The organism is uncultured Jannaschia sp., from assembly GCF_947503795.1.
GTDB lineage: Bacteria > Pseudomonadota > Alphaproteobacteria > Rhodobacterales > Rhodobacteraceae > Jannaschia.
In genome coordinates this window covers 914,819-941,027 of record NZ_CANNEZ010000001.1, presented here as the reverse complement: position 1 = coordinate 941,027, position 26,209 = coordinate 914,819, and the positions used below count along the sequence as shown (strand labels likewise).

The window sequence follows — 26,209 nt, the reverse complement described above, 5'->3', positions numbered from 1 at the left end:
CCTTGTTCGCGTCGGTTGGCGGGACTCCGGCGCGGGCGCCGCGTAACGTCGCGCCCCATGTCAGATGACGCCGACGATCCGCTCCAGACCTACGAATATCGCGTGGTCCCGGCCCCGCGAAAGGGCGAGAAGGCCAAGGGCGTCCGCTCCGGCGAGGGACGGTTCGCGCTCGCGATGTCGCGTCTCTTCAACCGAATGGGGGCCGAGGGCTGGGAATATGTCCGCGCCGACACCCTCCCGTCCGAGGAGCGCGTCGGCCTGACCGGCACCGAAACCCGGTATTACGCGCTTTTGGTGTTTCGCCGTGCGACCGCGCCGCCGCAGCCGATCGTCGTCCAGCCGGTGATCGAGGCCCCGCGGCCGCCGCTTCTCCTGACGCGGTCGGCGCCGGAATGGGCCGGGTTCGAGGATCAGGAGGTCCACGAGGCCGAGATCATCGACATTCTGGCCGCGCGCGCGGCGCCTAAACTGGCTGCGGAGTAGTCAGCTCGGGATCGGCGATCGGCTCGAACGGGACACGGGTCCAGTCGTCGAAGCCGTGCCCGTCACCCGCGAACGCGAAGGCCCGTGCGCTGGTCCATTCCGCGCCGCCGAAAGCCAGCCCCGCGAGGAAGGCCAGCGAGGCGCCCACCTCGGCGCCATCCTTGCGGCCGCGGTCCGAGCCGGGGGACGCGGCCCGCAGGTCGGGATCGTGTTCCAGCGCGGCGGCCAGGTCGACCGCCTCGATCGCGCGGCCCATCGCGTGGATCATCTGGCCCGAGATATGGGTCGAGACGGCGAGCCAGGCCTCGCCCACCGCACCGGCCAGCCGCTCGAGCCCGTTGTCGAGCCAGAGCCCCGTGCGTCGCAGCAGCCCACGCAATCCGCCATGCACCACGACGATGCCGCCGCCCGCATTGTGCAGCTTGCCGCGCGCGATGCGGGCCTCGGCCTCGGACCGGAGCGCGGTCGAGACGGTCGCCGTCATCTGGCCGGGCGCGGGATAGGCGACGTCGAGGATCAGTGCGCAATCCATGTCAGCAAGGTCCACACCATCGTCGAACTGTACCAGGATCGCGCCAGCCGTCGCGTGGCCGATGACCCGCGCGAGGACGCGGGGCATCGCACCGTGCGATCCGAGGCAGGCGATCACCAGCGCCAGGCCCATCGGTCCGATACCGTCCTCGGGCGCGGTCATGATCCGGGTGATCAGCGCGGCGCGCGCGTCGGGGTTGGTTTCGACATGCAGGGCCACGCGGTCGGCGCGCGTCGTCTCGGGCGCGGCCTCGGCCAGCGCCGCGTCCAGGCCATCGGTCTCGCCCGCGCCCAGACCCAGCGCGCCATGAGCACGCGTCAGCGCCCGGATCTCGGGCTGCTCGGGCAGAGTGCGGAGGTATTCCGATGCGGACATGTGCTCGTCTCCCCGACTCGTGTGGCGATTTCATGAAATACCATGACCATCACGGCGGCCAAGTCGGGCAATCCCTACCCTTCGCTGAGATCCATCGAAAGGGCGTGTATCCGGGGCATCACGTCGCCCAGCGCGGCATGGACCATGCGATGCCGTGCGATGCGCGACTGGCCCGCGAAGGCCGGGGCGGCGATGACGACGTGCCAATGGCTCTCGCCCGAGCCGTCGTCGCCGGCATGCCCGGCGTGCCTGTGGCTCTCGTTCACGACCTCCAGACGCGTCGGCGCGAGGGCCGCCTCCAGCCGTTCCCGCATCAGTGTTTCCATCGTCATGACGTTTCCCCCGCCTTTTCGCACGTCAAGGCCTTTCCTTCCGGCCAGCCATGCTTAGAGTGTGACGCCTCCGACCGGAAGGGGCCGTCCATGAGCAAGAGCGATCCGTTCAATTTCGACATGCGTGTGTCGACCGCCAAGAAGCGGAATCCGCGAGGCAAGCGGGGCATGTCCGGCGCTGTCGAGACGTCGACGCGGATCTGCGACCACGACGGCTGCGAGGAAGGCGGAAAATACCGCGCTCCGAAATCGCGGGACACGAGCGACGACTATTACTGGTTCTGCAAGGACCACGTCCGCGAGTACAACGCCAAGTGGTCCTTCTTCGACGGCGCGACCGAGGCCGAGATCGCAGCACAGGAGGCGCGCGACAAGCCGACCAAGCCGTTCCGCCGCACGGTCGAGGAGCGGGCCTGGGCCCGGCTCGGGATCGAGGACGCGCATCAGGTGCTGGGCGGCAACGCCACGCGCAACCCGGGGCGCGGCGTGGTGGGGCGCAAGCTGCCGCCGACCGAGCGCAAGGCGATCGACATTCTCGAGGCCAAGGACGACTGGACCAAGGCGGATATCCGCAAGGCGTACAAGTCGCTCATCAAGGTTCTGCATCCCGACATGAATGGCGGCGACCGCAGCCAGGAGGAGCAGCTGGCCGAGGTCGTCTGGGCTTGGGATCAGCTCAAGGACAGCCGCAACTTCAAGTAGTTGCGGCACGGCGTTCACGTCGTCCCCGAGGGATCTACGTATCGGCGGAGGGGTCGTCCGGCCCGTCCGGCAAGTCGCGCGCGACCCGGCGGAGGCTGCCGGGTCGCCAGCGCGGCCGCAGGTCCGTCCAGCGGGTGACGGCGGACGGCGCCACCGCCTCGGGCCAGTCGGGACCGACACGATCGGGGCCTGCCCTCCGCAGGATCGCCGAGGGCAGTCCGCCCCGCGGCGGCTCGCTGTCATAGACCGATGAAAGCGGCGCGTGCCGCCGGGCGTATTCTTTCGGCAGGTGGCTGTCGAAATAGAGGCCCTGCCGCTCGGCCCCCTCGATCATCCAGCTCAGCGGAATGGACGACATCCCGTCGAGCCGCCCGCCCCCGCCGACCGCCCCGTGTTCGCCCGCAAACCAGAGCTGCTCCAGCCGGTCATCATGGCCCGGCGCGGGGGCCAGCACAGTCGGACGCAGCGTCGCGCGCCGCTCGTCGAGGGCCAGCGCGTGACGGCACAGACCGACGAAATCCGGCAGGCGCGTGTCCGAGGGCATGTCCCGGCGATTGACCAGCCACGACACCCCCAAGGAGGCGACCGTGTCGAAAAGCCCCAGATAGCGCATGTTCAGGGGCTCGGCCTCGGGGACGCCCTGCGCGGCCCAGAAGGCGGCGTCCTCGGGCCCGGTGGTGACCTGCGGCGAGAAGGCGAAGCGCCGCGCCATGGCTTCGGGTGTGTCGGGCGACTGGCGCCCGCGCGAATGCGCTCGCCACCAGGCCACCACCTCGTCCAGCCGGTGCAGGTCGCCCCGCCCCAAAAGCCCCACCAGCCGCAGGAACACCGCCAGCGTCCATGCCGCATAGGCCCCGCGTGAGAAGCCGAAGACGAAGACCTCGTCCCGCGGCTCGTGCATGAAGACGAGCGCCTCGTAAGCCTCGATGATGTTGGCCGCGAACCCGAGGCCCAGCGCGCCCCCCAGGACACGGTCGGTCCAGCGCCCCACGGGTGTGACACCCCGTCGCCCCGTGCCGACGCCCGGCACGTAGATCGGCACCTGCTGGATGTCGTCGGTATCGACGGGCGACAGGGCCTGCGCGATGCGGACTACGTTGGTCGGGTTGTCGGCAGCCGCCGCGTTCCACGTGCCGTCGCAGAAGATCACGATGCGTTTCATGTGCCCGATCATGCCATATCCGCGCGCCCGGCGCGACGGTCGGCGCTGGCCCTTGCGGTGCCCCGGCATATGTTGCAATCCGACGGGCGGTCGGGAACGGAGGACGCGGCGCATGGCGGATGGCAGCATGGATATCGGCGCGAAGCCCACCGACGAGGTCTCGGTTCGCGAGCTCTTCGGCATCGACAGCGACATGAAGATCAAGGGGTTCACCGATCGGACCGATCGCGTGCCCGCCATCGACATGACCTACAAGTTCGACCCCGACACCACGCTCGCCATCCTCGCGGGGTTCGGATGGAATCGGCGCGTGATGATCCAGGGCTATCACGGCACCGGCAAATCGACCCATATCGAGCAGGTCGCCGCCCGCCTCAACTGGCCCTGCGTGCGCGTCAATCTCGACAGCCACATCAGCCGGATCGACCTGATCGGCAAGGATGCGATCAAGCTGCGCGACGGCGTGCAGGTGACCGAGTTCCACGAGGGCATCCTGCCCTGGGCGCTGCGCAATCCCGTGGCCATCGTCTTCGACGAATACGACGCCGGCCGCGCCGACGTCATGTTCGTGATCCAGCGCGTTCTGGAGCATGACGGCAAGCTGACGCTGATGGACCAGAACGAGATCATCACGCCGCACCCGTCCTTCCGGCTGTTCGCGACGGCGAACACGGTCGGCCTCGGGGATACGACCGGGCTCTACCACGGCACCCAGCAGATCAATCAGGCCCAGATGGACCGCTGGTCCATGGTCGCGACGCTGAACTATCTCAGCCACGACGCCGAGGCGGCGATCGTGCTGGCCAAGCAGCCGCATTTCAACACCGAGAAAGGTCGCCGCACGATCGGCCAGATGGTCACCGTCGCCGACCTGACGCGCACGGCGTTCATGAACGGCGACCTCTCGACGGTGATGTCGCCGCGAACGGTGCTTGCCTGGGCCCAGAACGCCGAGATCTTCCGCGATGTCGGTTATGCCTTCCGCCTGACCTTCCTCAACAAATGCGACGAGCTGGAACGCCAGACCGTCGCCGAATTCTACCAGCGCTGCTTCGACGAGGAGCTGCCGGAGAGCGCCGTAAGCCTGAGCCTGGGATGACGATTGGCGGGCCGGGGCACGCGCGCGCCCGGCGGGCCCGGACCGCACCCGGATGCGCAAATCGAGGCATGACATGAGCAAGCCCAGCGACAACCCGGCCGATCCGTTCAAGAAGGCCCTGGCCGAAGCCACTAAGACGATGGCCAACGACAGCGAACTGGCGGTGACCTATTCGGTCGATCCGCCGGGGCAGACGAATGATGCCGTCCGCCTGCCGCAGGTCAGCCGTCGGATGACCCGGGACGAGGTCTTGCTGGCGCGCGGCACGGCGGATGCGTTCGCGCTGCGCCACCGGCATCACGATGCCTCGACCAATGCGCGCTACCTGCCGCAGGGCAACATGGCGCGCGAGCTCTACGACGCGATGGAGACGGCCCGCTGCGAGGCCGTGGGCGCCCGCGCGATGCCGGGCACGGCGGGCAATATCGACGCGAAGATCGGGGTCGAGGCGACGCGCAAGGGCTACGGCGACGTCACCGACAAGGCGCAGATCCCGCTGGCGGCGGCGGCGGGCTATTTCATCCGCCAGATGGCCACGGGGCGCGATCTGCCGCGCGGGGCCGAGAACGCGCTCGAGCTCTGGCGCGGCTTCATCGAGGAAAGCGTGGGCAACCGTCTCGACGGGTTGCAGGACGTGCTGGGCGACCAGCAGGCCTTCGCGCGACTGGCGCGCCAGATGATCGACGATCTGGGCTATGGCGACCAGCTCGGCGACGACCCGGATGCCGAGGACGATCCCGAGGACGAGGGCCAGCCCGAGGATGAGGAGGAGCAGCCCGACTCGACCGGCGACGACGACGATCAGGAGCAGGACGACGAGGCCTCGCCCGAGCAGTCGCAGGACCAGCAGGACGACCCCGCCCAGGCCGACGTGTCGATGGACGACATGGCCGATCAGGAGGCCGGCGAAGAGGCCGAGATGCCCGAGGCGGAGGAGTCGATGGACCCGCCCCCGCCCCCGCCCGTCTCGGATGCGGACCCGAACTACACCGTCTTCACCGACGCCCATGACGAGATCGTCGGGGCCGAGGACTTGGCCGAGCCGCAGGAGCTGGAGCGTCTGCGCGCCTATCTCGACCAGCAGCTCGAGCCCCTGAAGGGCGCCGTCTCGCGCTTGGCCAACAAGCTGCAACGCAGGCTTCAGGCGCAGCAGAACCGGTCCTGGGAGTTCGACCTCGAGGAGGGCATCCTCGATGCCGGACGCCTGGCGCGGGTGGTGGCGAACCCGACCACGCCGCTCAGCTTCAAGATGGAACGCGACACCGAGTTCCGCGACACCTGCGTGACGCTGCTCCTGGACAATTCCGGGTCCATGCGCGGGCGACCGATCAGCATCGCTGCGATCTGCGCCGACGTGCTGGCCCGGACGCTGGAGCGCTGCGGCGTGAAGGTCGAGATCCTCGGGTTCACGACGCGCGCGTGGAAGGGCGGGCTCGCGCGCGAGGAATGGCTCAAGGCGGGCCGCCCGGCCGCGCCGGGACGGCTCAACGACCTGCGGCACATCGTCTACAAGTCGGCGGATGCGCCGTGGCGGCGCGTGCGGCCCAATCTGGGGCTGATGATGAAGGAAGGTCTCCTGAAGGAGAATATCGACGGTGAGGCGCTGGAATGGGCGCATCGCCGGATGGTGGCCCGTCCCGAGGCGCGCAAGATCCTGATGGTGATTTCGGACGGCGCACCAGTGGACGACTCGACCCTGAGCGTGAACCCCGCAAACTACCTCGAGAAGCACCTGCGCGACGTGATCGCCATGGTCGAGAAGCGCCGCGCGGTGGAACTGCTGGCCATCGGCATCGGGCACGACGTGACGCGCTACTACGACCGCGCGGTGACGATCACCGATGTCGAACAGCTTGCCGGGGCGATGACCGAACAGCTGGCCGCGCTGTTCGACGCGGACCCCCGCGCCCGCGCCCGCGTCATGGGCATCCGCCGCGTTGCCTGATCCGGCCGCGCCCGCGGCACGGCCGGGGGACGCCCCCCGGACCCCCGGCGATCATCCGACCGCCCTGTCCCACGCGTCGGCCAGGCCGCGCCGCCGGTGCCTCCGGCGGGCATATTTCGGGAACATCGAAGCAGCGCCCCCCGCGGAGAGTGGGCTCCTCCGTGGATCCCCGGAGGTCCGCCAGCAGCCGCGGGGGACGCCGTCCTTCGACATTCACGGCCATCGGCTTGCCAGCCTGTCCCGCATCGCCATGCTTACCGAAACGCGTTAACGAGCGGTTGCGTCCGCCCCATCGATGTTCCGAAAATATGCCGGGGAGCGCGAGGGGCTGGCCCCTCGCCCCGCCGCCCGCCACGAGGATCCGTCCCATGTATCAGGATTTTGCCGTCACCAGCCGCCCCGAGGCGGCCCTGCCCCGCGTGTCGGCTCTTCGCGGCTGGCTCGCCGATCAGGGGCTCGACGCCTATCTCGTGCCGCGTGCCGACGCCTATCAGGGCGAGTATGTCGCGCCCTGCGACGAGCGGCTGGCCTGGATCACCGGGTTCACCGGCTCGGCGGGCTTTGCGGTGATCGGTCGGGACCGGGCGGCGGTCTTTACCGACGGGCGCTACACCGTGCAGGTCAAGGCGCAGACCGATGGCGACATGTTCGAGACTGTGGATTGGCCCGCCACCAAGCTGGCCGACTGGCTGCCCTGCGCCTATCCCGAAGGCGGGCGGATCGGTTTCGACCCCTGGCTGCACACGGTCTCCGAGATGGAGGCGCTGTCGGATCTGCCGGGCCTCGAGCTCGTCGCGACCGCGAACGGGGTCGACCAGATCTGGACGGACCGCCCCCCGGCCCCCAGCGCGCCGATCTCGGTCTGGCCCGACGCACTGGCCGGGCGCGCCCATGGCGAGAAGCGCGCGGAGATCGCCGCCGCCCTGCGCACGGCCGAGGTCGGGGGCTTCGTGACCAACCAGCCGGACGCGGTGGCGTGGCTTCTCAACATTCGCGGCGCGGATATCGCACGAACGCCGATTCCGCAGGCCTTCGCCCTGATCCGCGCGGACGGCACGGTTGTGCTTTTCTGTGATCCGGCCAAGGCCGATCCGGTGGCGGACCATCTCGGCCCGGAGGTCACGGTCCGCCCGACCGGGGAGATGGCGGCGGTGCTGGCCGATGCGGGATGCGTCGGCTTCGATCGGGGCACCTGTCCCGTGGCGATCCACGACATGCTGACCGATCCGAAGGCGATCGACGATCCGGTCGCCCGGCCGAAGGCGCGCAAGAGCGATGCCGAGATCGAGGCCACCCGCGAGGCGCATCTGCGCGACGGGGCCGCGATGGTGCGCTTCCTGCGCTGGCTCGACGAGGACCGCGCACCCGACGCAACCGAGATCGACGTCGTGCGCGCCCTCGAACAGTTCCGCCGCGACACGAACGCGCTCCGCGACATCAGCTTCGAGACGATTGCCGGGTCGGGGCCCCATGGCGCGATCGTGCATTACCGCGTCAACGAGGAGACGAACCGCGTCCTCGACCGAAACTCGGTCCTGCTGGTGGACAGCGGCGGGCAATACGAGGACGGCACGACCGACATCACGCGGACCATGCCGCTGGGCACGCCCCCACCCGAAGCCGTCCGCGCCTTCACCCGCGTCCTGCAGGGCATGATCGCGGTCAGCCGCGCGCGCTTTCCGAAGGGCGTCGCGGGCGCGCATCTCGACGCGCTGGCCCGCGCGCCGCTCTGGGCCGAGCATCGCGATTACGACCACGGGACGGGGCATGGCGTCGGCGTCTATCTCGGCGTCCACGAGGGGCCGGTGCGGATCAGCCGCGTCTCGACCGTGCCGCTGGAGCCCGGCATGATCCTGTCGAACGAGCCCGGCTACTACCGCGAGGGCGCATTCGGCATCCGTATCGAGAATCTCGTCGTGGTACGCGTCATGACGCGGCCCGAAGGCGGCGACGACCGCGAGATGATGGGCTTCGAGACGCTGACCTGGGTGCCCATCGACCGCCGCATGATCGACGCGGCGCTTCTGTCGCCGGACGAACGCGCCTGGCTCGATGCCTATCACGCGGGCGTCGCCGAACGTCTTCGCCCCCGGCTCGATGGTGCGGACCGCGCGTGGCTGGACACCATGACCGCGCCGCTGTGACGCTTTCCCCGGACGGCGCGGCAGGTTAGACAGGCGGACCAACGGGAGAGGACCGCACATGACCGAGATCAACGTCACGCCGGCCGACGGCGTCTGGACGGTCCGTTCCGATGACGGCGTCATCGTCGAAAGCCGCAACGCCAAGCTCCTGACCGAGGGATCGCTGGGGTTCGTCGTCTACTTCCCGCGCGAGGATATCGCGATGGCGCTGTTCGAGCGGTCCGAGAAGACATCGACCTGCCCGCACAAGGGCGCGGCGAATTACTACGACTATGTCGGGCAGTCGGGGCGCATCCGCGACGTGGCCTGGACCTACGAGGACGTCACCAACCCCGACGCCAAGGCGGTCGAGGGGCATATCGCGTTCTACGACACCAAGGTCACCGTCGAGCGGGTCTGACCGCCAGCACAGTCAGTTTTGCCGGACGAGCTTGCCGGGGTTCATCAGGCCCTTGGGGTCCAGCGCCCGCTTGACCATCGACATCACGTCCCAGGCGTCGCCGTGCTCGGCCTGCATCAGGTGCAGTTTGCCGAGGCCGACGCCATGCTCGCCCGTCGCCGTCCCGCCCAGCTCCAGCGCATGGGCGACCATCGCGTCCGACAGCCGCTTGGCCGTCGCGACCTCGGACGGGTCGTCGCGGTCGACCATCAGGATCGCGTGGTAATTCCCGTCGCCCACATGACCGAGGATCGGGCCGTCGAGCGGGCTCTCCGCGATCTCGGCCTCGGCGCGCGCGATTGCGGCGGCCAGCGCCGAGATCGGGACGCAGACATCGGTGACGATGGCGGTGGCACCAGGGCGGGTCGCGAGGATCGTGTGATAGGCGCGGTGCCGCATCGCCCAGAGGCGCGAGCGGTCTTCGGCGCGGGTCGCGGCGGCGAACCCCGCGGCGCCATGCTCGGCCGCGATCTCGCCGAAGCGGTCCGCGTCCTCGGTGACCGCGCCGTCGCTGCCGTGGAATTCCAGCAACAGATGCGGCGCGTCCGGGAGGCCCATCCCGTCTGCGGCGTTGACGATGCGGACGGTCACCCGGTCAAGGAATTCGATCCGCGCGGGCGTCAGCCCCATCTGGCGCGCCTCGATCACGGCGGCGACGGCGGCGTCGGTGTCCGGAAAGGCGCAGGTCGCGGCGGCGATCGCCTCGGGCTGGCCATGGAGGCGCAAGGTAAGCTCGGTGATGAGGCCCAGCGTGCCCTCGGACCCGACGAAGAGCGCGGTCAGATCATACCCGGCCGAGGATTTGCGCGCCCGCGTCCCCGTGCGGATCACCCGCCCGTCGGCCAGCACGACCTCGAGGCCCAGCACGTGATCGCGCATCGTCCCGTAGCGCACGGCCGTCGTCCCCGAGGCGCGGGTCGAGGCCATGCCGCCGAGCGAGGCGTCGGCACCCGGATCGACCGGAAACATCAGCCCCGTTGCGCGCAGATGCGCGTTCAGCGCGCCGCGCGTGCAGCCGGGCTGGACGCGAACCAGCATGTCGCGCTCGGCCACCTCGATCACGCCGGCCATGTCGCGGAAATCGACCGTCACGCCGCCGCGCGGCGCCGAGGCGTGACCTTCGAGCGCCGTGCCCGTGCCCCAGCCGATCAGCGGCATCCCGTGGCGGGCGCAGATGCGGACGATCTCGGCCACCTCGCCCGTGTCGGACGGATAGGCGACGGCATCGGGCGGCATCTCGGCGTGCCACGTCTCGGATCGGCCATGGAGCGCCAGATCGCTCTTTCCCGTCGAGAGGCGTTCGCCTAGCATCGCCTTCAACTCTTCGATCGCCGCGTTCGGGTCCATCCCGTCCTCCCGTGGCGACCGAGGCCGCATGCCATGCCGCATGCAGGATGCCGCCGCCCCCGTCCGAGGACAAGCGCCCGTGACCGACGCCCCCGCTCCCGCCACCGGCCGACGCGCCACCGCGCGGGGCTGGATCAGGCGGAGCTGGACGCTGCTGCGCGAGACGGGGCCCAGCCGGGTCCAGTTCTGGTTCATCGCCCTCGTGATCGGGATCGCCTCGGGCTATGCGGCCGTCGGGTTCATGCTGGGGATCGAGCTGCTCCAGACGACGCTTTACGGCACGGACGATCCGCACCGGCTCCACAGCTTCGCGGCCGGGCTGCCGTGGTGGTGGGTGCTGATCCTGCCGTGCCTCGGCGGCCTCGTGGTGGGCATCATCCTGACGCGCTTCACGCCCGACGCCCGCGTGCGCGGCGTGGCCGAGGTGATCGAGGCCTCGGCAGTCAAGGAAGGCCGGGTCGAGCGGCGCGCGGGGCTGGCCTCGATCGCGGCCTCGCTTATCACGCTGTCCTCGGGCGGGTCGTCGGGGCGCGAGGGGCCGGTCGTCCACATGTGCGGCATGATCGCGGGCTGGGTGTCGAACCGCCTCAACGCCGACGGCATCACCGGCCGCGACCTTCTGGGCTGCGCCGTCGCCGCCGGCGTCGCGGCCAGCTTCAACGCCCCGCTCGCCGGCGCGCTCTTCGCGATGGAGGTGGTCCTGCGCCACTTCGCGGTCCACGCGCTCGCACCGATCACCATCGCCGCCGCCTCCGGATCGGTCATCAGCCGAATCCATTTCGGCGACGTGACCGAGTTCGCGCTGCCGACGGCTGGCGAGCTCGCGTTCTACGCCGAGCTTCCCGCGTTCATCCTGCTCGGCCTGACCTCCGGCCTCATCGCCTTCGCGCTGATGCGGTCGATCATGTGGACCGAAGACCTGGCCTCGGCGATGCAGGATCGGCTGCGCATCCCGGCCCTCTTCCGCCCGGCGGCGGCGGGCCTGTTGCTGGGGGCGCTCGCGATCTTCTTTCCGCATATCATCGGCGTCGGCTACGAGACGACATCCCGCGCCCTCTCGGGCCAGCTCATCTTCCACGAGGCGGTCGTTTTCGCCGTCCTCAAGGTCGCGGCCGTCTCGATCACCATGGGCGGGCGGATGGGCGGCGGGGTCTTCTCGCCCGCGCTGATGGTCGGCGCACTCTCCGGGCTGGCCTTCGGGCTGGTGGCGACGGCGGTCTTCCCGGACATCTCGGGATCCGAGACACTCTATGCACTGGCGGGGATGGGGGCAGTCGCGGCGGGTGTCCTGGGCGCGCCGATCTCGACCACGCTGATCGTGTTCGAGCTGACCGGCGACTGGCAGACCGGCCTCGCCGTGATGGTCGCGGTCAGCATCTCCTCGGCGCTGTCGTCGAAGCTCGTGGATCGGAGCTTCTTCCTGACGCAACTGGAGCGGCGGGGCATCCACCTCGCCGCCGGGCCGCAACGCTATCTTCTGGCGACGATCAAGGTTTCGGGCCTGATGAAATCGCCCGACCACCCCAAGGCCCCGTCCGAGGACCGGATCAGGCGCGCGATGAACGACGCGCTCTTCGTGGCGCCGGGCGACACGCTGGAAAAGGCGATGCCGCTCTTCGAGAAATCGGGTGCGGATTTCCTCGCCGTGGTCCGCCTGAGCGATGGCGACACGCGCAACGTGCTGGGCGTGCTTCTGCATGTCGACGCGCTGCGCGTCTTCAACCGGGCCCTCGCCGCGACGGCCGCCGAAGAGCATTCCTGAAACCGCCTGTTTTTTGCGCAATTCGGCAGAAACCGCCCATCCCTTCGGCACGCCGCCCGACGCAGGCCAGCCCGCGCGGCGTCGATGCAGACGCCGCGCGCCGCGCGTCCCAAACTGCGCCGAGGACGGCAGGGGGAGCCCGACATCGACGACCTGACACAGCTTCTCGACATGCCCGCGGCCCAGCCCCGCGCGCGGGGCTCCGTGGCGCTGTCCGTGCGTACCGACGGGGCGGTCACGCGCCTGCGCGACCTGCGGCAGGCCGGATCGCTGAAGGTGATGTTCCCGCGCAGCGCCCCCGAGACCAAGCAGGCCGTGATCGTGAACACGGCCGGGGGAGTGACCGGCGGCGACCGCTTCACGCTGAACGCAACGGTCGAGCAGGACGCGCGGCTGGTTCTGACGACACAGGCCGCCGAGCGTGCCTACCGCGCGCAGCCGGGCGCGCCGGGCTGGATCCGCAACCGGCTGTCGGTGGCGGGCGGGGGCGCGCTCGACTGGCTGCCGCAGGAGACCATCCTCTTCGAAGGCTCGAACCTCGAACGCGACACCCGGATCGACCTCGACGCCGACGCGCGCCTCCTCTTCGTCGAGCCGCTGATCTTCGGGCGACGCGCCATGGGCGAGACGCTGACCGACCTGCGGTTTCGGGACCGCGTGGACATCCACCGGGATGGCGTGCCGCTCTTTCTGGATGCGGCCGGCTTCGACGGCGATGCCGAGGCCCATCTCGACCGGCCTCACATCGCGGGCGGCGCGCGGGCGATCGCGCTGATTGTCGTGGTCGCGCCCGAGGCCGAGACGCATCTCGCGCCGCTTCGCGCGATGCTGCCCGCGACGGCGGGGGCCAGCCTGATCGGGCCGGACCTCCTCGTGGCGCGGATCCTCGCCCCCGATGGCTTCGCCCTGCGCGCCGCCCTGATGCCGATCCTGCGCCGCCTCTCCGGCGCCCCCCTGCCCCGACCCTGGATGATCTGAGATGAAGCTGACCCCCCGAGAGAAAGACAAGCTGCTGGTCGCGATGGCCGCCGAGGTCGCGCGCAAGCGCCTCGCGCGCGGCGTCAAGCTGAACCACCCCGAGGCCATCGCTCTGATCACCGAGGCCGTGGTCGAGGGCGCGCGGGATGGCCGTTCGGTGGCCGACATGATGCAGGCGGGCGCGCAGGTCGTGACCCGCGCGCAATGCATGGAGGGCGTGCCCGAGATGATCCACGACGTGCAGGTCGAGGCCACCTTTCCCGACGGCACCAAGCTCGTGACCGTCCACGATCCGATCCGCTGAGGAGGCGTCCATGATCCCCGGAGAATTGATGCCCGCGGCGGGCGAGATCGTCCTCAACGACGGCGCCGAGGCAATCACCCTGATGGTGGCCAACACCGGCGACCGCCCCGTGCAGGTCGGCAGCCATTACCACTTCGCGGAATCGAACCCCGCGCTGGACTTCGACCGCGACGCCGCGCGCGGCCACCGGCTCGACATCGCCGCCGGCACCGCCGTCCGGTTCGAGCCGGGCCAGCGCCGCGAGGTCGCGTTGATCCCCTTGGCCGGCGCGCGCGTGGTATATGGGTTCAACGGCCGCGTCATGGGAGCGTTGGACCGTTCCATCGAGGGAGGAAAAACCGATGTGTGACCATTGCGTTATGAATGCGGTGAAGGACCGGATGCTGTCCCGCCGCGACCTGTTCCGGGCGAGCGCTGCGGCGGGCGCCGTCGCCGCGACCGGCGGGCTGCTGCAGGGAACGCCGGCGATGGCCGCGGGCCACGGCGGCGTGGTCGACCTGACCCATGTCTACGACGCCGAGTTCCCGACCTATTTCGGCGAACCGGGCATCGCGACCGAGAAGCTGTTCGATTTCGCCGAGAGCGGCTTCAACCTCTACAGCCTGACCGTCAACGAACACACGGGCACCCATATCGACGCGCCGCTGCACTTCTCGGCGGACGGGCAGGCCGTCGAGGAGATCCCGGTCGAAAACCTCGTCTGCCCGCTGGCCGTGATCGACATCGCCGCCCGCGCCGCCGAGGATCCGGACGCGCAGGTCACGCCGGACGACCTCTCCGCGTGGATCGACGCCAATGGCGAGATCCCCGAGGGCGCCTGCGTGGCGATGCATTCGGGCTGGGCCGCGAAGGTCGGCACCGAGGGCTTCCGCAACGCCGATGGCGAGGGCGTGATGCATTTCCCCGGCTTCCACATCGAGGCGGCACAGATGTTGATGGAGAACACGGGCGCGCGCTCGATTGCGGTTGACACGCTGTCGCTAGATCACGGACCCTCGGCCGATTTCGCGACGCATTACGCGTGGCTCCCGACCAATCGCTACGGGATCGAGAATATCGCCGGGCTTGACCAGGTGCCCGCCGCCGGTGCGACCATCGTGGTCGGCGCGCCGACCCATCGCGGCGGCACGGGCGGCCCCGCGCGCATCTTTGCGATGGTGTAGGACGATGCGCATCGCACCCTTGATCGCGCTGGCCACGCTGATGGCCCTTCCGGCCGCGGCGCAGACCTCTGTGGACTGTTCGAACCGGGCGACGCAGCTCGACATGAACTTCTGCGCCCGCGACGGCTGGGGCGTCTCGGACGCGGAGCTCAACCGGCTCTGGGCCGAGGTGAAGCCCCTCGCCGATCGCCAGGGCAGCGGGGCGGCGCTTCTGGACGAACAGCGGGCGTGGCTGCGACGGCGCGACGCCACCTGCGAGGGCGAGCGCGACAGCTATGCCGGCGGATCGATCGCGCCCCTTGTCTACTGGCAGTGCATGGACCGGATGACGATCGCCCGGAACGATGTCCTGCGGGCGCTGCGCTAGCATGGCGGGGCCTTCCGATCCCCGCCTGTCCGGCCGCTCCACCCGGAGCGGCCGGCACGGGTCCGCCGCGCCCGCGCGGGCCGTCCCGGTCCGGCGCCGCCCATGAGCACGGTCCCGCTTCTGTCCGACGCGCAGCTCTCGCCCGAGGCCGCCGCCGTCTTCGACGAGATACGGACCGCGCGCGGCACCGACTACGTCAACAACTTCTGGCGCGCGCTGGCCCACGACCCGGCGCTCCTGCGCGCGACCTGGGGCCGTCTTCGCGAGGTGATGGCACCCGGCGCGCTCGACCCGCTGGTCAAGGAGATGCTCTACGTCGCCGTCTCGACGGCCAATGGCTGCAGCTATTGCGTCCACAGCCACAGCGCCGCCGCCCGCGCGCGCGGCATGACCGACGCGCAATATGGCGAGCTTCTGGCGGTGATCGGGATGGCGATGCAGACCAACGGCCTCGTCACCGCGCTGCAGGTGCCGGTCGACGACGTGTTCCGCGCAGACAAGACCGACTGAAAGGACCGCCATGCCCGCCACCATCTCCCGCGGTGACTATGCCGCCATGTTCGGCCCCACGACCGGCGATCGGCTGCGGCTCGCCGATACCGATCTGATTATCGAGGTCGAGCGGGATCTCTGCGCCGAACGGGCGGGCGGCAATGCGCCGCGCTACGGCGAGGAGGTCAAGTTCGGCGGCGGCAAGGTGATCCGAGACGGCATGGGCCAGAGCCAGGCGACGCGGGAGGCCGGCGCGGTCGATACGGTCATCACCAACGCCCTGATCGTGGACCATACGGGCATCTACAAGGCGGATGTGGGCCTGCGCGATGGGCGCATTCATGCCATCGGCAAGGCGGGCAACCCCGACACCCAGCCCGGCGTCGACATCATCATCGGCCCCGGCACCGAGGCCATCGCGGGCGAGGGCCGCATCCTGACGGCGGGCGGGTTCGACAGCCACATCCACTTCATCTGTCCGCAGCAGATCGAGGACGCGCTCCATTCCGGCCTGACGACCATGCTGGGCGGCGGCACCGGCCCCGCGCATGGCACGCTGGCCACCACCTGCACGCCGGGGCCATGGCATATCGGCCGGATGCTGCAAGCGGCAGACGCCTTCCCGATGAACCTGGCCTTTGCGGGCAAGGGCAACGCGTCCCTGCCGGCCGCCCTCGAGGAGCAGGTGCGCGGCGGGGCCTGCGCCCTGAAGCTGCACGAGGATTGGGGCACGACGCCGGCCGCCATCGACTGCTGCCTGAGCGTGGCGGACGCGATGGACGTGCAGGTGATGATCCACACCGACACCCTGAACGAGAGCGGGTTCGTCGAGAACACGGTCGCCGCCCTGAAGGGCCGCACGATCCACGCCTTCCACACCGAGGGCGCGGGCGGCGGGCACGCCCCGGACATCATCAAGATCTGCGGCGACGCGAACGTCCTGCCCTCCTCGACCAACCCGACGCGGCCCTTCACGGTGAACACGCTCGAGGAGCATCTCGACATGCTCATGGTGTGCCACCATCTCGACCGCTCGATCCCCGAGGATGTGGCCTTCGCCGAAAGCCGCATCCGCCGCGAGACCATCGCCGCCGAAGACATCCTGCACGACATGGGGGCCTTCTCGATCATCGCCTCCGACAGTCAGGCCATGGGGCGTGTAGGCGAGGTCATCATCCGGACGTGGCAGACCGCCGACAAGATGAAGAAGCAGCGCGGGCGACTGGCGGACGAAACCGGCGAGAACGACAACCTGCGCGTGCGCCGCTACGTTGCCAAATACACCATCAACCCAGCCATCGCGCATGGAATTTCCTCGCATATCGGCTCGGTCGAGCCGGGCAAGCGCGCGGATCTGGTGCTTTGGGATCCGGCCTTCTTCGGTGTGAAACCCGAGATGGTGCTGATGGGCGGCATGATCGTCGTGGCCCAGATGGGCGATCCGAACGCCTCCATCCCGACGCCGCAGCCGGTCCACACCCGACCCATGTGGGGGGCGTATGGCCGCGCGGTCGAGCACTCGGCCGTGACCTTCGTCTCCGAGGCCGCGCAGGCCGACGGCATCGGCGCGCGCCTCGGCCTCGCCAAGACGACGCTCGCCGTCGCGAACACGCGCGGCATCGGCAAGCGCGACCTGATCCTCAACGATGCCCTGCCCCAGATGGAAGTGAACCCGGAAACCTACGAGGTCCGCGCAGACGGCGAGCTCCTGACCTGCGAGCCGGCAACCGAACTGCCGATGGCACAGCGGTATTTCCTGTTCTGATGGCCGACCTGACGGCAAAGGCGGTCGCGGCGGCCGGGACATGGACCGGTGCGACGGATCGCTGTGTCCTGACCTACGAGGACCGGTTCCTGCGGCGGAAGGTGCTGACGACCGAGGGCGGCGCGCGCCTCCTCGTGGACCTGGCGCACACGACATCGCTGAACCATGGCGATGCGCTGGTCCTGTCTGGCGGCGGCCATGTCGAAATCGCCGCCGCGCCCGAGCCGCTCCTCGCGGTCACCGGGCCCGACATGGTCCGCATCGCGTGGCATGTCGGCAACCGCCACACACCCTGCCAGATCGAGCCGGAGCGCCTGCTGATCCAGCGCGACCACGTCATTGCCGACATGCTGGCACGGATCGGGGCCGAGGCGGTCGAGGTGATCGAGCCCTTCACGCCCGAGGGCGGGGCCTACGGGCATGGACGGACCCATGGCCACAGCCACTGAGATCCTTACCCTGACGCAATGGCTCTCGCCCGCCTACCCGGTCGGGGCCTTCGCCTATTCCCACGGGCTGGAAGCGGCCATCGCGGAGGGTCGCGTGACCGATGCGGCAGGGCTGACGGACTGGGCGGCCGACGTGCTCGACCACGGCGCCGGGCGCGCGGATGCGACGTTTCTGGCCGCCGCCCACCACGCCGACGCCGCCAACATCCCCCGCATTGACTCCACTGCCCGCGCCTTCGCGGCCAGCGTCGAACGCCTGCGCGAGACCGAGCTGATGGGTGCCGCCTTCTGCGAGATCACCGCCGCCCTCTGGCCCGGCGACCTCGGGGGGCTGACCTATCCGGTGGCGCTCGGGCGGGCGACGCGGCTGGCCGCCCTGCCCCCGCTTCTTGCGGCGCAGATGGCGCTCCAGGCGTTCGTGGGCAACCTCGCCGCCGTGGGGATGCGCCTGATCCCGCTGGGCCAGACCGACGGCCAGCGCATCCTTCGCGACCTGGCGCCCGCCTGCGCGCGCATCGCGACCGAGACCGCCGAGGGCGACCTCGCCGCCTTGCGCAGCACGGCCTTCCTCTCCGACATCGCATCCATGCGCCACGAAACGCTGGCCCCGAGGATCTGCCGCACATGACCGACAGCACCGAGACCGGGCGCGCCCTCTCCGAGACCCTGAACCCCGGCATGGAGGCCGCGCTCGACGCGCGCTACGGCCACCTTCTGCCGGGGATGGCCGAGGGCGTCGTCGACTTCGCCTATGGGCGCCAATACGCCCGGCCCGGATTGCCCCTGCGCGACCGGTTCATCGCCACCATCGCCGCGCTGACGGCCCTCGGTGGACAGACCAGGCCGCAGCTCAAGGTCAACATCGCCGCCGGACGCCGCGCGGGCCTCAGCCGCGAGGAGATCGCCGAGACGATCTGGCAGATGAGCCTCTATGGCGGCCTGCCCGCGGCGATCAACGGGTTGAACGCAGCACTCGAGGTCTTCGCGGAGGAGGACGCATGAGCGATCACGGCCCCCTCCGCGTCGGCATCGGCGGCCCCGTTGGCGCCGGCAAGACCACGCTGACCGCGCGGCTGGCCGAGGCACTGCGCGACACCCATTCGGTCGGCGTCATCACCAACGACATCTACACGCAGGAGGATGCCGAGGCGCTGATGCGGATGCAGATCCTGCCGCGCGACCGGATCATCGGTGTCGAGACGGGCGGTTGCCCGCATACCGCGATCCGCGAGGATGCGTCGATCAACCTCGCCGCCGTGGCCGAGATGCGTGGCCGCCACGCCGATCTCGACGTCGTGCTGATCGAAAGCGGTGGCGACAACCTCTCGGCCACGTTCAGTCCCGAGCTGGCGGACGTCACCATCTACGTGATCGATGTCGCCGCGGGCGAGGAAATCCCGCGAAAGGGCGGACCCGCGATCACCCGCTCGGATCTTCTCGTCATCAACAAGACCGACCTCGCCCCCCATGTCGGCGCGTCCCTCGACGTGATGGCCCGCGACGCCGCCCGCATGCGCGGCGACCGCCCGGTGGTGTTCGCCCGGCTGCGGCATGGCGAGGGGGTCGACGCGATCGTCGCCACGCTGCGCGCGGTGGGGGGTCTTTGAGGGAATAATGTGGTGCCCGGGGGCGGCATGGCATTCTAGTCTCATAGGAACCCAACTAGTACCTTAGCAGCTTGTAATGAATGTGTTTTCCTAGCACGGCTGCTCCCAGCAGACCTTGCGCCATCCCAGTAAATCCCGTAGCTTGTGGGGGATAATTTGGGGGATATATTCTTGGGGAACCTAACAGCCCTCTTCATCAAATCCGCGCCGCCGGGCAAGCATGAGGATGGCCACGGCCTGCGACTGATCAAGCGCGAGGATGGCGGCGGTCAATGGGTCTTCCGCTACACGCTTTACGGACGCCGTAGGGAAATGGGTCTCGGAGGCCTTAGGGCTCTCTCCTTGAAAGACGCACGGGACCTCGCCTCCGAGTATCGGACTTTGGTCGCCAAAGGCAAAGACCCCATCGAGCATCGGCGCAGGCAACGCCAGGACGCCATGCGCAACCGCCATCTTCTAAAGGATGTAGCTTTGGATGCCTTCGAAAGCCGCAAGGCCGATCTCAAGGGGGACGGGGCTGCGGGACGATGGTATAGCCCGTTGGAGCATCATGTGCTGCCCAAACTCGGGCGGATGCCTGTCACCGAGATCACCCAGAACGATATAAGAGACACCCTTGCACCGATCTGGCATTCCAAGGCTGCGACGGCCACGAAGGCTGCCAATCGCCTCAAGATCGTCCTGGATCACGCAGCCGCTCTGGGCCTCGATGCCGACTTGCAGGCCGTCGCCAAGGCGAAACAGCTCTTGGGTCGGCAACGGCACCAAGCCACGTCGATCCCGAGCATGCCGTGGGAGGACGTGCCTGCGTTCTACGCATCGCTGGAGGAGCCGACGATCACGCATCTCGCGCTGCGGCTGCTCATCCTTACAGGGCTTCGCTCACAGCCCGTGCGGTTTGCGCGGCTGGAAGAAATCAACGGCGATGTCTGGATCGTACCCGCCGAGAACATGAAGGCGCGCCTCGGCGCTGCGGAGGACTTCCGAGTCCCTCTCAGTGAAGAGGCACAACGTGTTATCGAGCTTGCCCGTCCCTACGAGCGAGATGGGTATCTGTTTCCGTCGGTTCGCAAGGGGGTCATCAGTGACGCGACGATGGCGCGGTTGATGGAGCGCAGGGGACTTAAGTCCCGTCCGCACGGCTTCAGAACAAGCCTGCGAACCTGGCTCGCAGACGAGACGGACGCACCGCATGAGGTGGCCGAGATGGTCCTGGCGCACGTATCCGACAACAAGGTGGTCCGCACCTATCGCAAGACCGACTTCCTGGATCAGCGGCGGCCGCTGATGGAGAGGTGGGCACAGTTGTGCATGGGGTAGACGCCGCGGGCAGCGGATATCTTGAACGTTACCTGTCAGAGGGCAGGTCACCCTTCCGATCCGCCTTGAAAGCGCTTTTCCCCTTTTCGGCCCAGACCTCCCGCGCATGTTCTCCTTGGTCGCTCTGCAGCTTCGCGGCCATCCACAGGAGCCCGCCGTAAATCAGCGCGCGGTCGTCTTTGGTTACATCAACGATCCCGGCCTTGACGACCAGGCCACCCAATTCGATCAGATGCCGGGTGCGTTTGCGGCGGTCGACCTGCCAGCTGCACATATCATGCCGCGCCCGGGCGGCCTGATGCCGACGGCGCGCCGCCAGATTGTGTCGGAGTGCTTTTCGCGTCGCGATCAGTCGCTTTTGCAGGTTTCCGCGACCGACCTTGAAAGAACGCGGCCCCGCGTTTTGACCAGGCCTCCCTTTTTGCAACATCCGTAGTCTCGGCCAGCACGATCAACGCACCGGCGAGTTGTTCGGCGCTGAACCCGTCCGCTCCGGTGGCAATAACGAGCTCGCCAAGCTGTTGCATCTTGCGGGTCTTCAGCTCTTTCGCTTTCTGTTCCAGTCCTTTCAACTCCGCGTCGTAATCCCGTGGTTTGCGCATTCCTGCCTCCATGATCTGTTGATGCAGTGATGATAGCCGAGCACTTCGCAGAAGGCTTCAGGGTCGTCGGGACGGTCCGACCCGTGCTGATCGCTCCCGAGATTTTATTGAGGGAGGGCGCGCTTATACGTCGTTTCGACGTCGGCGTTCTTGTGTAGATGATCGGGTCGCTATGGCGATCTATCATCTCCACGCGAAGGTCATCGGGCGCGCAGCTGGTTCCAGCGCGGTGGCGTCCGCTGCCTACCGCGCGGCATCGCGGTTGCGCGATGACCGGATCGAACGGAGCCATGACTTCACGGCCAAGCGCGGTGTCGTGCATTCCGAGGTGCTGCTGCCGGAGACCGCGCCTGACGCATGGTCTGACCGCGAACAGCTCTGGAACGCCGTCGAGGCGGTCGAAGTCAGGCGCGATGCGCAGCTGGCCCGGGAGGTGGAGTTCGCCATTCCGCGCGAGATGAGTGAGGCGCAGGGCATCGCGCTCGCCCGCGACTTCGTGCAAGCCGAGTTCGTGGACCAGGGCATGATCGCTGATCTCAACGTGCATTGGGACAGGGGCGAAAACGGGTTATCGAAGCCTCATGCCCATCTCATGCTGACGATGCGGTCTGTCGACATGACCGGCTTTGGCCCGAAGATGCGGGACTGGAACCGTACGGGGATGCTGGAACGCTGGCGGGAACGATGGGCTGCGCTTGCCAATGAGCGGCTGGCGGAACTCGACATCGACGTGCGCATCGATCACCGCAGTTTCGAAGCACAGAACATTGAACTGGAGCCGCAAAACCAGATCGGTGCGCCCGCACAGCGGATTGAGGGCGACGGTCTTGAGGCCGCCGACCGGGCCGAGATGCACCGCGAGATCGCACGTGGCAACGGCGAGAGGATTATCGACAATCCCGCCCTCGCACTGGAGGCCATCACACATCAACAATCGACGTTCACGAGCCGCGACATGGCACGGTTCGCGCATCGGCACAGCGACAGCGTGGAACAGTTCAATGCAGTGACCGGCGCAATCCGCAATGCGCCCGATCTGTTAGAACTCGGTCAGGACGGGCGCGGCGAGGTGCGCTTCACCACCCGGGCTATGATCGAGGCTGAACAGCGCCTTCTTCACGCCGCCGAAGTCTTGGCCGAGAAGCAACGTCATGAGGTTCGGGATGCGGATCGCAAAGCAGCTTTGGCGCGTGCTGAAGCGCGCGGCCTGGTTCTGTCGCGCGAGCAGGCCGACGCCCTGACGCAAATCACCACCGGACGCGATCTGGGCATCGTCGTCGGCCATGCCGGGACGGGAAAGAGCGCAATGTTGGGCGTGGCGCGAGAGGCCTGGGAGGGGACGGGCTATCAGGTGCGCGGCGCAGCCCTTTCCGGCATCGCAGCGGACGGTCTCGAAAGCGGATCGGGCATCGCGTCGCGCACCATCGCGAGCCTTGAGCACGGTTGGGCGCAGGACTGCGACCGGCTCACCGCGCGCGATGTCCTTGTGATCGACGAGGCGGGCATGGTCGGCACGCGGCAACTGGAGCGGGTACTGTCACATGCGGCAGATGCCGGAGCCAAGGTCGTGCTGGTCGGCGATCCGCAACAGCTGCAATCCATTGAGGCGGGCGCGGCCCTCCGGTCGCTCCACGAGCGTCACGGCGGCGCCGAAATCGGCGAGGTGCGCCGCCAGCGCGAAGACTGGCAGCGTGACGCCACCCGCGGTCTCGCCACCGGCCGGACCGGCGCGGCAATTGATGCCTACGACAGCCATGGCATGGTGCATGGTTCTGCGACCCGCGACGACGCGCGCGCCGATTTGATCGACCGCTGGGACCGCGACCGGCAAGCGGCACCGAACCAGAGCCGGATCATCCTGACCCACACCAACGCCGAAGTGGGCTTGCTCAATGAACTGGCGCGACAGCGAAAGCGGGAGGCGGGCGATCTGGGAGAGGACGTCTCCTTGACGGTCGAGCGCGGTGACCGTCGCTTTGCCAATGGCGACCGGGTGATGTTCCTGCAGAATGACCGCGGCCTTGGGGTAAAGAACGGCACGCTCGGCACCGTCGATGCGGTCAGCGCGCAAAGCATGTCTGTTCTGACCGACGACGGTCGGTCGGTCCGCTTCGATCTCAAGGACTACAACCGCCTCGACCATGGCTATGCGGCGACCATCCACAAGGCCCAGGGCATGACCGTCGACCGCGCCCATGTCCTCGCGACGCCGGGCCTCGATGCCCATGGCAGCTATGTCGCCCTTTCGCGGCATAGGGACGGACTGAACCTGCATTACGGTCGTGACGACTTCTCCACACAAGATCGCCTGATCCGCACCCTGTCGCGCGACCGGCCCAAGGACATGGCGCTCGACTATGCGAAGGCCGATCCGGCGCAGGACTTTGCCGAACGGCGCGGAATCACGTTCCGGGAACGTGTCATTGAGGTACTCCGCAAGGTTGTGCCGGAGAAGTTGCGCGATAGGATTGATGGGTCGCGCCCTGCCAGAGACGGCGCGCTTGGCTCGGATGTCGCGCAGAGGCCGGGAAGGGAAGAGGCAAGGAAGGATATCCGTCCCAGCGCGGATGCGCTGCAAAAAGCCGTGGCGTATGACCCGGAAGCGGCAATGCGAAAAGCCCGCACCGAAGCCCTCAAACGCCATGCCCGCGCGGTGGATGCGATCTTCACGGCTCAGGAGAGGGGGAACTCGGGCACGCCTGACCAGTTGCGCGACCTCGCCGAGTCTCGCGCGTCCTTCGAAGAGGTCCGGCCAGACGGCTGGCGCGATGCCGAAGCAGCCTATGCCAAGGACCCGTCGCTTGCCCGCGAGGCCGGATCGGGCCAAGCCAACCGCGCTATCCGGGCGCTTCAACTTGAGACGCAGTTGCGCACCTCTCCAGAGCGCCGAGCCGCGCAGTTCGTGGAGCGCTGGCAGCACCTTGATCGGACCAGCCTGTCGCACTACCGGTCGGGCACGATGTCCGACTACCGCGCGACACGAGCGGAGATGGGCGAGATGGCCAAGAGCCTGCAACGCGATCCGCAGCTGGAATCTCTGCTTGCCAACCGCAAGGCCGAGCTGGGCATCCGGATGGACTCGGGCCGCAGACTCGGGGTCGAGCTCGCCTTTTGCCACGGCATCGACATCACAAGGGGACGTGGTCTTGGTCTCTGAGACCCGTCCGATCTGCCGCCCATTCGACGCCCCTGTGCGACGATGGGTCGGGCGCTCTTGCGCAGTTAACGTGGCGTGGGCTGACTGGTTCAAGAACATCCAGCAGGAGGCAATAAACCCATGTCCGACCCAGATCGTATCATCCGCCTGAACACAGTCCTCGACCGAACCGGTCTGTCCCGTTCCACCATTTATCGAAAGATCTCCGAGGGCACCTTCCCCGCCCAGCTCAGGATCAGCATCCACGGTGCGGGATGGCGCGAGTCCGACATCAACCGTTGGGTTGAAAACCCAGCAGGCTGGCGATTGGAGCGAGAGGGACGCTGACAGCAGCGAGGGTTTTGCGGTGTTGTTGGATTGCGTCGCACATCAGCCATGCAATCTCAGCCGAAGAACAAGCTGTAAGACGAAACTGTTGCTTGCCGTGGCGCGGGAAACCGGCTCAAACAGCCCATGGCGGTTACTCGATCAGGTGCTTGCATGTTGCGGTGCGGCACGTCATCGCGGACTCTAGCCGCAACTGCAAAGCCAGTTGGCGTGCGAACTCACAGATCGCGGACGCAGCATTCGTTTGTGGTTTAGATATGAAAGGGCTGCGCCATCTGTTTTTTCAGCGGTCCCGAATGCTTACATGCCGACAGACAGAGCTCCCTAGGTGTTTGATCCCACGGTTTGATGGTGCGATCCTTTCTCAGGCTTGGAAGGAAGCATTATGGGACAAGTTCGTCACGGGAGCGCCACGACCACGTACGCCGTCAGAGCTGCAATACAGCGATCGCAAGCTTCGCTCGCGCAGCTAAGCGAGGAGTTGGGCATTAATCCCAAGACGGTCGCGAAATGGCGGAAGCGTGCGACCGTCGAAGATTTGAAGACCGGTCCGAGAGAGCCGCGCTCAACCGTTCTGACCGAGGCAGAGGAAGCTATGATCGTCGCTTTCCGGCGCCACACGCTGCTACCGCTTGATGACTGTCTCTATGCCCTTCAGCCCTCGACCCCGCACCTGACACGTTCAGCGCTGCATCGGTGTCTGCAGCGACATGGGGTCTCTCGCTTACCAGATGTCGAAGGCGACAAGCCAAAGCGACAGAAGTTCAAGCGATACCCCATCGGGTTCTTCCATATCGACATCGCCGAGGTTCAAACGGTGGAGGGCAAGCTATTTCTCTTCGTAGGCATCGACCGGACTAGCAAGTTTGCGGTTACGCAACTGGTGGATAAGGCTGACCGCAAGACAGCATGGGAGTTCCTCGAGCACCTGCTGAAGTCCGTTCCCTACCGTATCCATACGATCCTGACGGACAACGGGATCCAGTTCGCCGAGCAACCCCGCAACCGCAATACCGCATCATCCAGGCAGATGCGGTTTGACATGATCTGCGAGGCAAATGAGATTGAGCATAGGCTCACAAAGCCCAACCACCCTTGGACCAATGGTCAGGTCGAGCGGATGAACCGCACGATCAAGGATGCTACCGTCAAACGATACCACTACGACAGCCACGACCAGCTGCGCACGCACCTCGCAGACTTCATGGCAGCCTACAATTTTGCTCGCAGACTGAAGACCCTCAGCGGGCTCACGCCCTACGAATACATCTGCAAAATCTGGACATCAGAGCCAAACAGATTCATCATCGATCCGATCCACCAAATGCCGGGACTGAACACCTAAGGGAGCGAGTC

The 26,209-nt window shown here is 67.8% G+C and carries 28 protein-coding genes; 22 read left to right on the top strand and 6 right to left on the bottom strand.

Going from position 1 to position 26,209, the window contains the following annotated elements; genetic code table 11:
• Positions 1 to 57 precede the first annotated feature (57 nt).
• Positions 58 to 483 (top strand): DUF4177 domain-containing protein, encoded by a 426-nt coding sequence (locus Q0833_RS05110; protein WP_298430916.1) that lies wholly within the window; start codon positions 58 to 60, stop codon positions 481 to 483.
• Here Q0833_RS05110 and Q0833_RS05105 read toward each other — a convergent pair.
• Positions 464 to 1,390, bottom strand: a complete 927-nt coding sequence (locus Q0833_RS05105; protein WP_298430914.1) for a hypothetical protein — start codon at positions 1,388 to 1,390, stop codon at positions 464 to 466. The genes Q0833_RS05110 and Q0833_RS05105 overlap by 20 nt on opposite strands.
• A 74-nt stretch (positions 1,391 to 1,464) precedes the next feature.
• Positions 1,465 to 1,722: a BolA family transcriptional regulator gene (locus Q0833_RS05100; protein ID WP_298430912.1), complete on the bottom strand. Its 258-nt coding sequence runs from the start codon at positions 1,720 to 1,722 to the stop codon at positions 1,465 to 1,467.
• 90 nt (positions 1,723 to 1,812) lie between these two features.
• Here Q0833_RS05100 and Q0833_RS05095 point away from each other — a divergent pair, with 90 nt between their 5' ends.
• Complete coding sequence (locus Q0833_RS05095; RefSeq protein ID WP_298430910.1) at positions 1,813 to 2,424, top strand: J domain-containing protein; 612 nt, start codon at positions 1,813 to 1,815, stop codon at positions 2,422 to 2,424.
• 34 nt (positions 2,425 to 2,458) lie between these two features.
• Here Q0833_RS05095 and Q0833_RS05090 read toward each other — a convergent pair whose 3' ends face one another.
• Complete coding sequence (locus tag Q0833_RS05090; RefSeq protein ID WP_298430908.1) at positions 2,459 to 3,586, bottom strand: DUF2235 domain-containing protein; 1,128 nt, start codon at positions 3,584 to 3,586, stop codon at positions 2,459 to 2,461.
• A 112-nt stretch (positions 3,587 to 3,698) separates the two neighbouring features.
• Here Q0833_RS05090 and cobS point away from each other — a divergent pair, with 112 nt between their 5' ends.
• The 4 genes from cobS to Q0833_RS05070 all read left to right on the top strand — a co-directional run bounded on the left by cobS (position 3,699) and on the right by Q0833_RS05070 (position 9,174).
• Positions 3,699 to 4,685 (top strand): cobaltochelatase subunit CobS, encoded by a 987-nt coding sequence (gene cobS / locus Q0833_RS05085; protein ID WP_298430906.1) that lies wholly within the window; start codon positions 3,699 to 3,701, stop codon positions 4,683 to 4,685.
• A 73-nt stretch (positions 4,686 to 4,758) separates the two neighbouring features.
• Complete coding sequence (cobT, locus tag Q0833_RS05080) at positions 4,759 to 6,630, top strand: cobaltochelatase subunit CobT (RefSeq protein ID WP_298430904.1); 1,872 nt, start codon at positions 4,759 to 4,761, stop codon at positions 6,628 to 6,630.
• A gap of 368 nt (positions 6,631 to 6,998) precedes the next feature.
• A complete protein-coding gene (locus Q0833_RS05075) occupies positions 6,999 to 8,774 on the top strand; it encodes an aminopeptidase P family protein (protein ID WP_298430902.1) in 1,776 nt (591 codons plus the stop codon).
• Between the two features lie 58 nt (positions 8,775 to 8,832).
• On the top strand, positions 8,833 to 9,174 hold the full coding sequence (locus Q0833_RS05070; RefSeq protein WP_298430900.1) for a DUF427 domain-containing protein: 342 nt from the start codon (positions 8,833 to 8,835) through the stop codon (positions 9,172 to 9,174).
• A 12-nt stretch (positions 9,175 to 9,186) separates the two neighbouring features.
• Here the strand turns inward: Q0833_RS05070 and Q0833_RS05065 are convergent, their stop codons facing one another.
• Entirely contained in the window at positions 9,187 to 10,560 is a 1,374-nt protein-coding gene (locus tag Q0833_RS05065; protein WP_298430898.1) for an FAD-linked oxidase C-terminal domain-containing protein, read from the bottom strand.
• Between the two features lie 133 nt (positions 10,561 to 10,693).
• On the opposite strand from Q0833_RS05065, the gene Q0833_RS05060 reads away from it, so the two are divergent.
• The 13 genes from Q0833_RS05060 (at position 10,694) to Q0833_RS05000 (ending at position 20,767) form a co-directional block, all read left to right on the top strand.
• On the top strand, positions 10,694 to 12,322 hold the full coding sequence (locus Q0833_RS05060; RefSeq protein ID WP_298434976.1) for a chloride channel protein: 1,629 nt from the start codon (positions 10,694 to 10,696) through the stop codon (positions 12,320 to 12,322).
• 84 nt (positions 12,323 to 12,406) lie between these two features.
• Entirely contained in the window at positions 12,407 to 13,300 is an 894-nt protein-coding gene (locus Q0833_RS05055; protein ID WP_298430896.1) for an urease accessory protein UreD, read from the top strand.
• 1 nt (position 13,301) lies between these two features.
• Entirely contained in the window at positions 13,302 to 13,604 is a 303-nt protein-coding gene (locus Q0833_RS05050) for an urease subunit gamma (RefSeq protein ID WP_298430894.1), read from the top strand.
• Between the two features lie 10 nt (positions 13,605 to 13,614).
• A complete protein-coding gene (locus tag Q0833_RS05045; protein ID WP_298430892.1) occupies positions 13,615 to 13,953 on the top strand; it encodes an urease subunit beta in 339 nt (112 codons plus the stop codon).
• Positions 13,946 to 14,767 (top strand): cyclase family protein, encoded by an 822-nt coding sequence (locus Q0833_RS05040; RefSeq protein WP_298430890.1) that lies wholly within the window; start codon positions 13,946 to 13,948, stop codon positions 14,765 to 14,767. The genes Q0833_RS05045 and Q0833_RS05040 overlap by 8 nt, the downstream gene beginning before the upstream one ends.
• A gap of 4 nt (positions 14,768 to 14,771) precedes the next feature.
• The gene (locus Q0833_RS05035; RefSeq protein WP_298430888.1) at positions 14,772 to 15,134 is read left to right on the top strand and encodes a lysozyme inhibitor LprI family protein; all 363 of its coding nucleotides are present in this window, start codon (positions 14,772 to 14,774) and stop codon (positions 15,132 to 15,134) included.
• Between the two features lie 102 nt (positions 15,135 to 15,236).
• Positions 15,237 to 15,644, top strand: coding sequence for a carboxymuconolactone decarboxylase family protein (locus tag Q0833_RS05030; protein ID WP_298430886.1), 408 nt, complete (start codon positions 15,237 to 15,239; stop codon positions 15,642 to 15,644).
• A gap of 10 nt (positions 15,645 to 15,654) precedes the next feature.
• Positions 15,655 to 17,391: an urease subunit alpha gene (ureC, locus tag Q0833_RS05025; RefSeq protein ID WP_298430884.1), complete on the top strand. Its 1,737-nt coding sequence runs from the start codon at positions 15,655 to 15,657 to the stop codon at positions 17,389 to 17,391.
• Complete coding sequence (locus Q0833_RS05020) at positions 17,391 to 17,840, top strand: urease accessory protein UreE (protein WP_298430882.1); 450 nt, start codon at positions 17,391 to 17,393, stop codon at positions 17,838 to 17,840. Before ureC ends, Q0833_RS05020 begins: the two co-directional genes overlap by 1 nt.
• Entirely contained in the window at positions 17,824 to 18,468 is a 645-nt protein-coding gene (locus tag Q0833_RS05015; protein ID WP_298430880.1) for an urease accessory protein UreF, read from the top strand. The genes Q0833_RS05020 and Q0833_RS05015 overlap by 17 nt, the downstream gene beginning before the upstream one ends.
• The gene (locus tag Q0833_RS05010; RefSeq protein WP_298430877.1) at positions 18,465 to 18,842 is read left to right on the top strand and encodes a carboxymuconolactone decarboxylase family protein; all 378 of its coding nucleotides are present in this window, start codon (positions 18,465 to 18,467) and stop codon (positions 18,840 to 18,842) included. Before Q0833_RS05015 ends, Q0833_RS05010 begins: the two co-directional genes overlap by 4 nt.
• The gene (gene ureG, locus Q0833_RS05005; RefSeq protein WP_298430875.1) at positions 18,839 to 19,447 is read left to right on the top strand and encodes an urease accessory protein UreG; all 609 of its coding nucleotides are present in this window, start codon (positions 18,839 to 18,841) and stop codon (positions 19,445 to 19,447) included. Before Q0833_RS05010 ends, ureG begins: the two co-directional genes overlap by 4 nt.
• Before the next feature lie 171 nt (positions 19,448 to 19,618).
• On the top strand, positions 19,619 to 20,767 hold the full coding sequence (locus Q0833_RS05000; protein ID WP_298430873.1) for an integrase arm-type DNA-binding domain-containing protein: 1,149 nt from the start codon (positions 19,619 to 19,621) through the stop codon (positions 20,765 to 20,767).
• 28 nt (positions 20,768 to 20,795) lie between these two features.
• Here the strand turns inward: Q0833_RS05000 and Q0833_RS04995 are convergent, their stop codons facing one another.
• Both Q0833_RS04995 and Q0833_RS04990 read right to left on the bottom strand, forming a co-directional pair.
• Complete coding sequence (locus Q0833_RS04995; RefSeq protein ID WP_298430871.1) at positions 20,796 to 21,041, bottom strand: conjugal transfer protein TraD; 246 nt, start codon at positions 21,039 to 21,041, stop codon at positions 20,796 to 20,798.
• A gap of 1 nt (position 21,042) precedes the next feature.
• The gene (locus Q0833_RS04990) at positions 21,043 to 21,369 is read right to left on the bottom strand and encodes a conjugal transfer protein TraD (RefSeq protein WP_298430868.1); all 327 of its coding nucleotides are present in this window, start codon (positions 21,367 to 21,369) and stop codon (positions 21,043 to 21,045) included.
• A 172-nt stretch (positions 21,370 to 21,541) separates the two neighbouring features.
• On the opposite strand from Q0833_RS04990, the gene traA reads away from it, so the two are divergent.
• The 3 genes from traA (at position 21,542) to Q0833_RS04975 (ending at position 26,198) form a co-directional block, all read left to right on the top strand.
• Positions 21,542 to 24,526: a Ti-type conjugative transfer relaxase TraA gene (gene traA, locus Q0833_RS04985; protein ID WP_298430866.1), complete on the top strand. Its 2,985-nt coding sequence runs from the start codon at positions 21,542 to 21,544 to the stop codon at positions 24,524 to 24,526.
• A gap of 120 nt (positions 24,527 to 24,646) precedes the next feature.
• A complete protein-coding gene (locus Q0833_RS04980) occupies positions 24,647 to 24,853 on the top strand; it encodes an AlpA family transcriptional regulator (protein WP_298430864.1) in 207 nt (68 codons plus the stop codon).
• Positions 24,854 to 25,238: 385 nt separating this feature from the next.
• Positions 25,239 to 26,198 (top strand): IS481 family transposase, encoded by a 960-nt coding sequence (locus tag Q0833_RS04975; protein WP_298430863.1) that lies wholly within the window; start codon positions 25,239 to 25,241, stop codon positions 26,196 to 26,198.
• Positions 26,199 to 26,209: the final 11 nt, after the last annotated feature.

Bases quoted from the DNA above. Each gene is read 5' to 3' on its own strand.
- Q0833_RS05110 (WP_298430916.1), top strand. From the start codon at position 58: ATGTCAGATGACGCCGACGATCCGCTCCAGACCTACGAATATCGCGTG.
- Q0833_RS05105 (WP_298430914.1), bottom strand. From the start codon at position 1,390: ATGTCCGCATCGGAATACCTCCGCACTCTGCCCGAGCAGCCCGAGATC.
- Q0833_RS05100 (WP_298430912.1), bottom strand. From the start codon at position 1,722: ATGACGATGGAAACACTGATGCGGGAACGGCTGGAGGCGGCCCTCGCG.
- Q0833_RS05095 (WP_298430910.1), top strand. From the start codon at position 1,813: ATGAGCAAGAGCGATCCGTTCAATTTCGACATGCGTGTGTCGACCGCC.
- Q0833_RS05090 (WP_298430908.1), bottom strand. From the start codon at position 3,586: ATGAAACGCATCGTGATCTTCTGCGACGGCACGTGGAACGCGGCGGCT.
- cobS (WP_298430906.1), top strand. From the start codon at position 3,699: ATGGCGGATGGCAGCATGGATATCGGCGCGAAGCCCACCGACGAGGTC.
- cobT (WP_298430904.1), top strand. From the start codon at position 4,759: ATGAGCAAGCCCAGCGACAACCCGGCCGATCCGTTCAAGAAGGCCCTG.
- Q0833_RS05075 (WP_298430902.1), top strand. From the start codon at position 6,999: ATGTATCAGGATTTTGCCGTCACCAGCCGCCCCGAGGCGGCCCTGCCC.
- Q0833_RS05070 (WP_298430900.1), top strand. From the start codon at position 8,833: ATGACCGAGATCAACGTCACGCCGGCCGACGGCGTCTGGACGGTCCGT.
- Q0833_RS05065 (WP_298430898.1), bottom strand. From the start codon at position 10,560: ATGGACCCGAACGCGGCGATCGAAGAGTTGAAGGCGATGCTAGGCGAA.
- Q0833_RS05055 (WP_298430896.1), top strand. From the start codon at position 12,407: ATGCAGACGCCGCGCGCCGCGCGTCCCAAACTGCGCCGAGGACGGCAG.
- Q0833_RS05050 (WP_298430894.1), top strand. From the start codon at position 13,302: ATGAAGCTGACCCCCCGAGAGAAAGACAAGCTGCTGGTCGCGATGGCC.
- Q0833_RS05045 (WP_298430892.1), top strand. From the start codon at position 13,615: ATGATCCCCGGAGAATTGATGCCCGCGGCGGGCGAGATCGTCCTCAAC.
- Q0833_RS05040 (WP_298430890.1), top strand. From the start codon at position 13,946: ATGTGTGACCATTGCGTTATGAATGCGGTGAAGGACCGGATGCTGTCC.
- Q0833_RS05035 (WP_298430888.1), top strand. From the start codon at position 14,772: ATGCGCATCGCACCCTTGATCGCGCTGGCCACGCTGATGGCCCTTCCG.
- Q0833_RS05030 (WP_298430886.1), top strand. From the start codon at position 15,237: ATGAGCACGGTCCCGCTTCTGTCCGACGCGCAGCTCTCGCCCGAGGCC.
- ureC (WP_298430884.1), top strand. From the start codon at position 15,655: ATGCCCGCCACCATCTCCCGCGGTGACTATGCCGCCATGTTCGGCCCC.
- Q0833_RS05020 (WP_298430882.1), top strand. From the start codon at position 17,391: ATGGCCGACCTGACGGCAAAGGCGGTCGCGGCGGCCGGGACATGGACC.
- Q0833_RS05015 (WP_298430880.1), top strand. From the start codon at position 17,824: ATGGCCACAGCCACTGAGATCCTTACCCTGACGCAATGGCTCTCGCCC.
- Q0833_RS05010 (WP_298430877.1), top strand. From the start codon at position 18,465: ATGACCGACAGCACCGAGACCGGGCGCGCCCTCTCCGAGACCCTGAAC.
- ureG (WP_298430875.1), top strand. From the start codon at position 18,839: ATGAGCGATCACGGCCCCCTCCGCGTCGGCATCGGCGGCCCCGTTGGC.
- Q0833_RS04995 (WP_298430871.1), bottom strand. From the start codon at position 21,041: ATGTGCAGCTGGCAGGTCGACCGCCGCAAACGCACCCGGCATCTGATC.
- Q0833_RS04990 (WP_298430868.1), bottom strand. From the start codon at position 21,369: ATGCGCAAACCACGGGATTACGACGCGGAGTTGAAAGGACTGGAACAG.
- traA (WP_298430866.1), top strand. From the start codon at position 21,542: ATGGCGATCTATCATCTCCACGCGAAGGTCATCGGGCGCGCAGCTGGT.
- Q0833_RS04980 (WP_298430864.1), top strand. From the start codon at position 24,647: ATGTCCGACCCAGATCGTATCATCCGCCTGAACACAGTCCTCGACCGA.
- Q0833_RS04975 (WP_298430863.1), top strand. From the start codon at position 25,239: ATGGGACAAGTTCGTCACGGGAGCGCCACGACCACGTACGCCGTCAGA.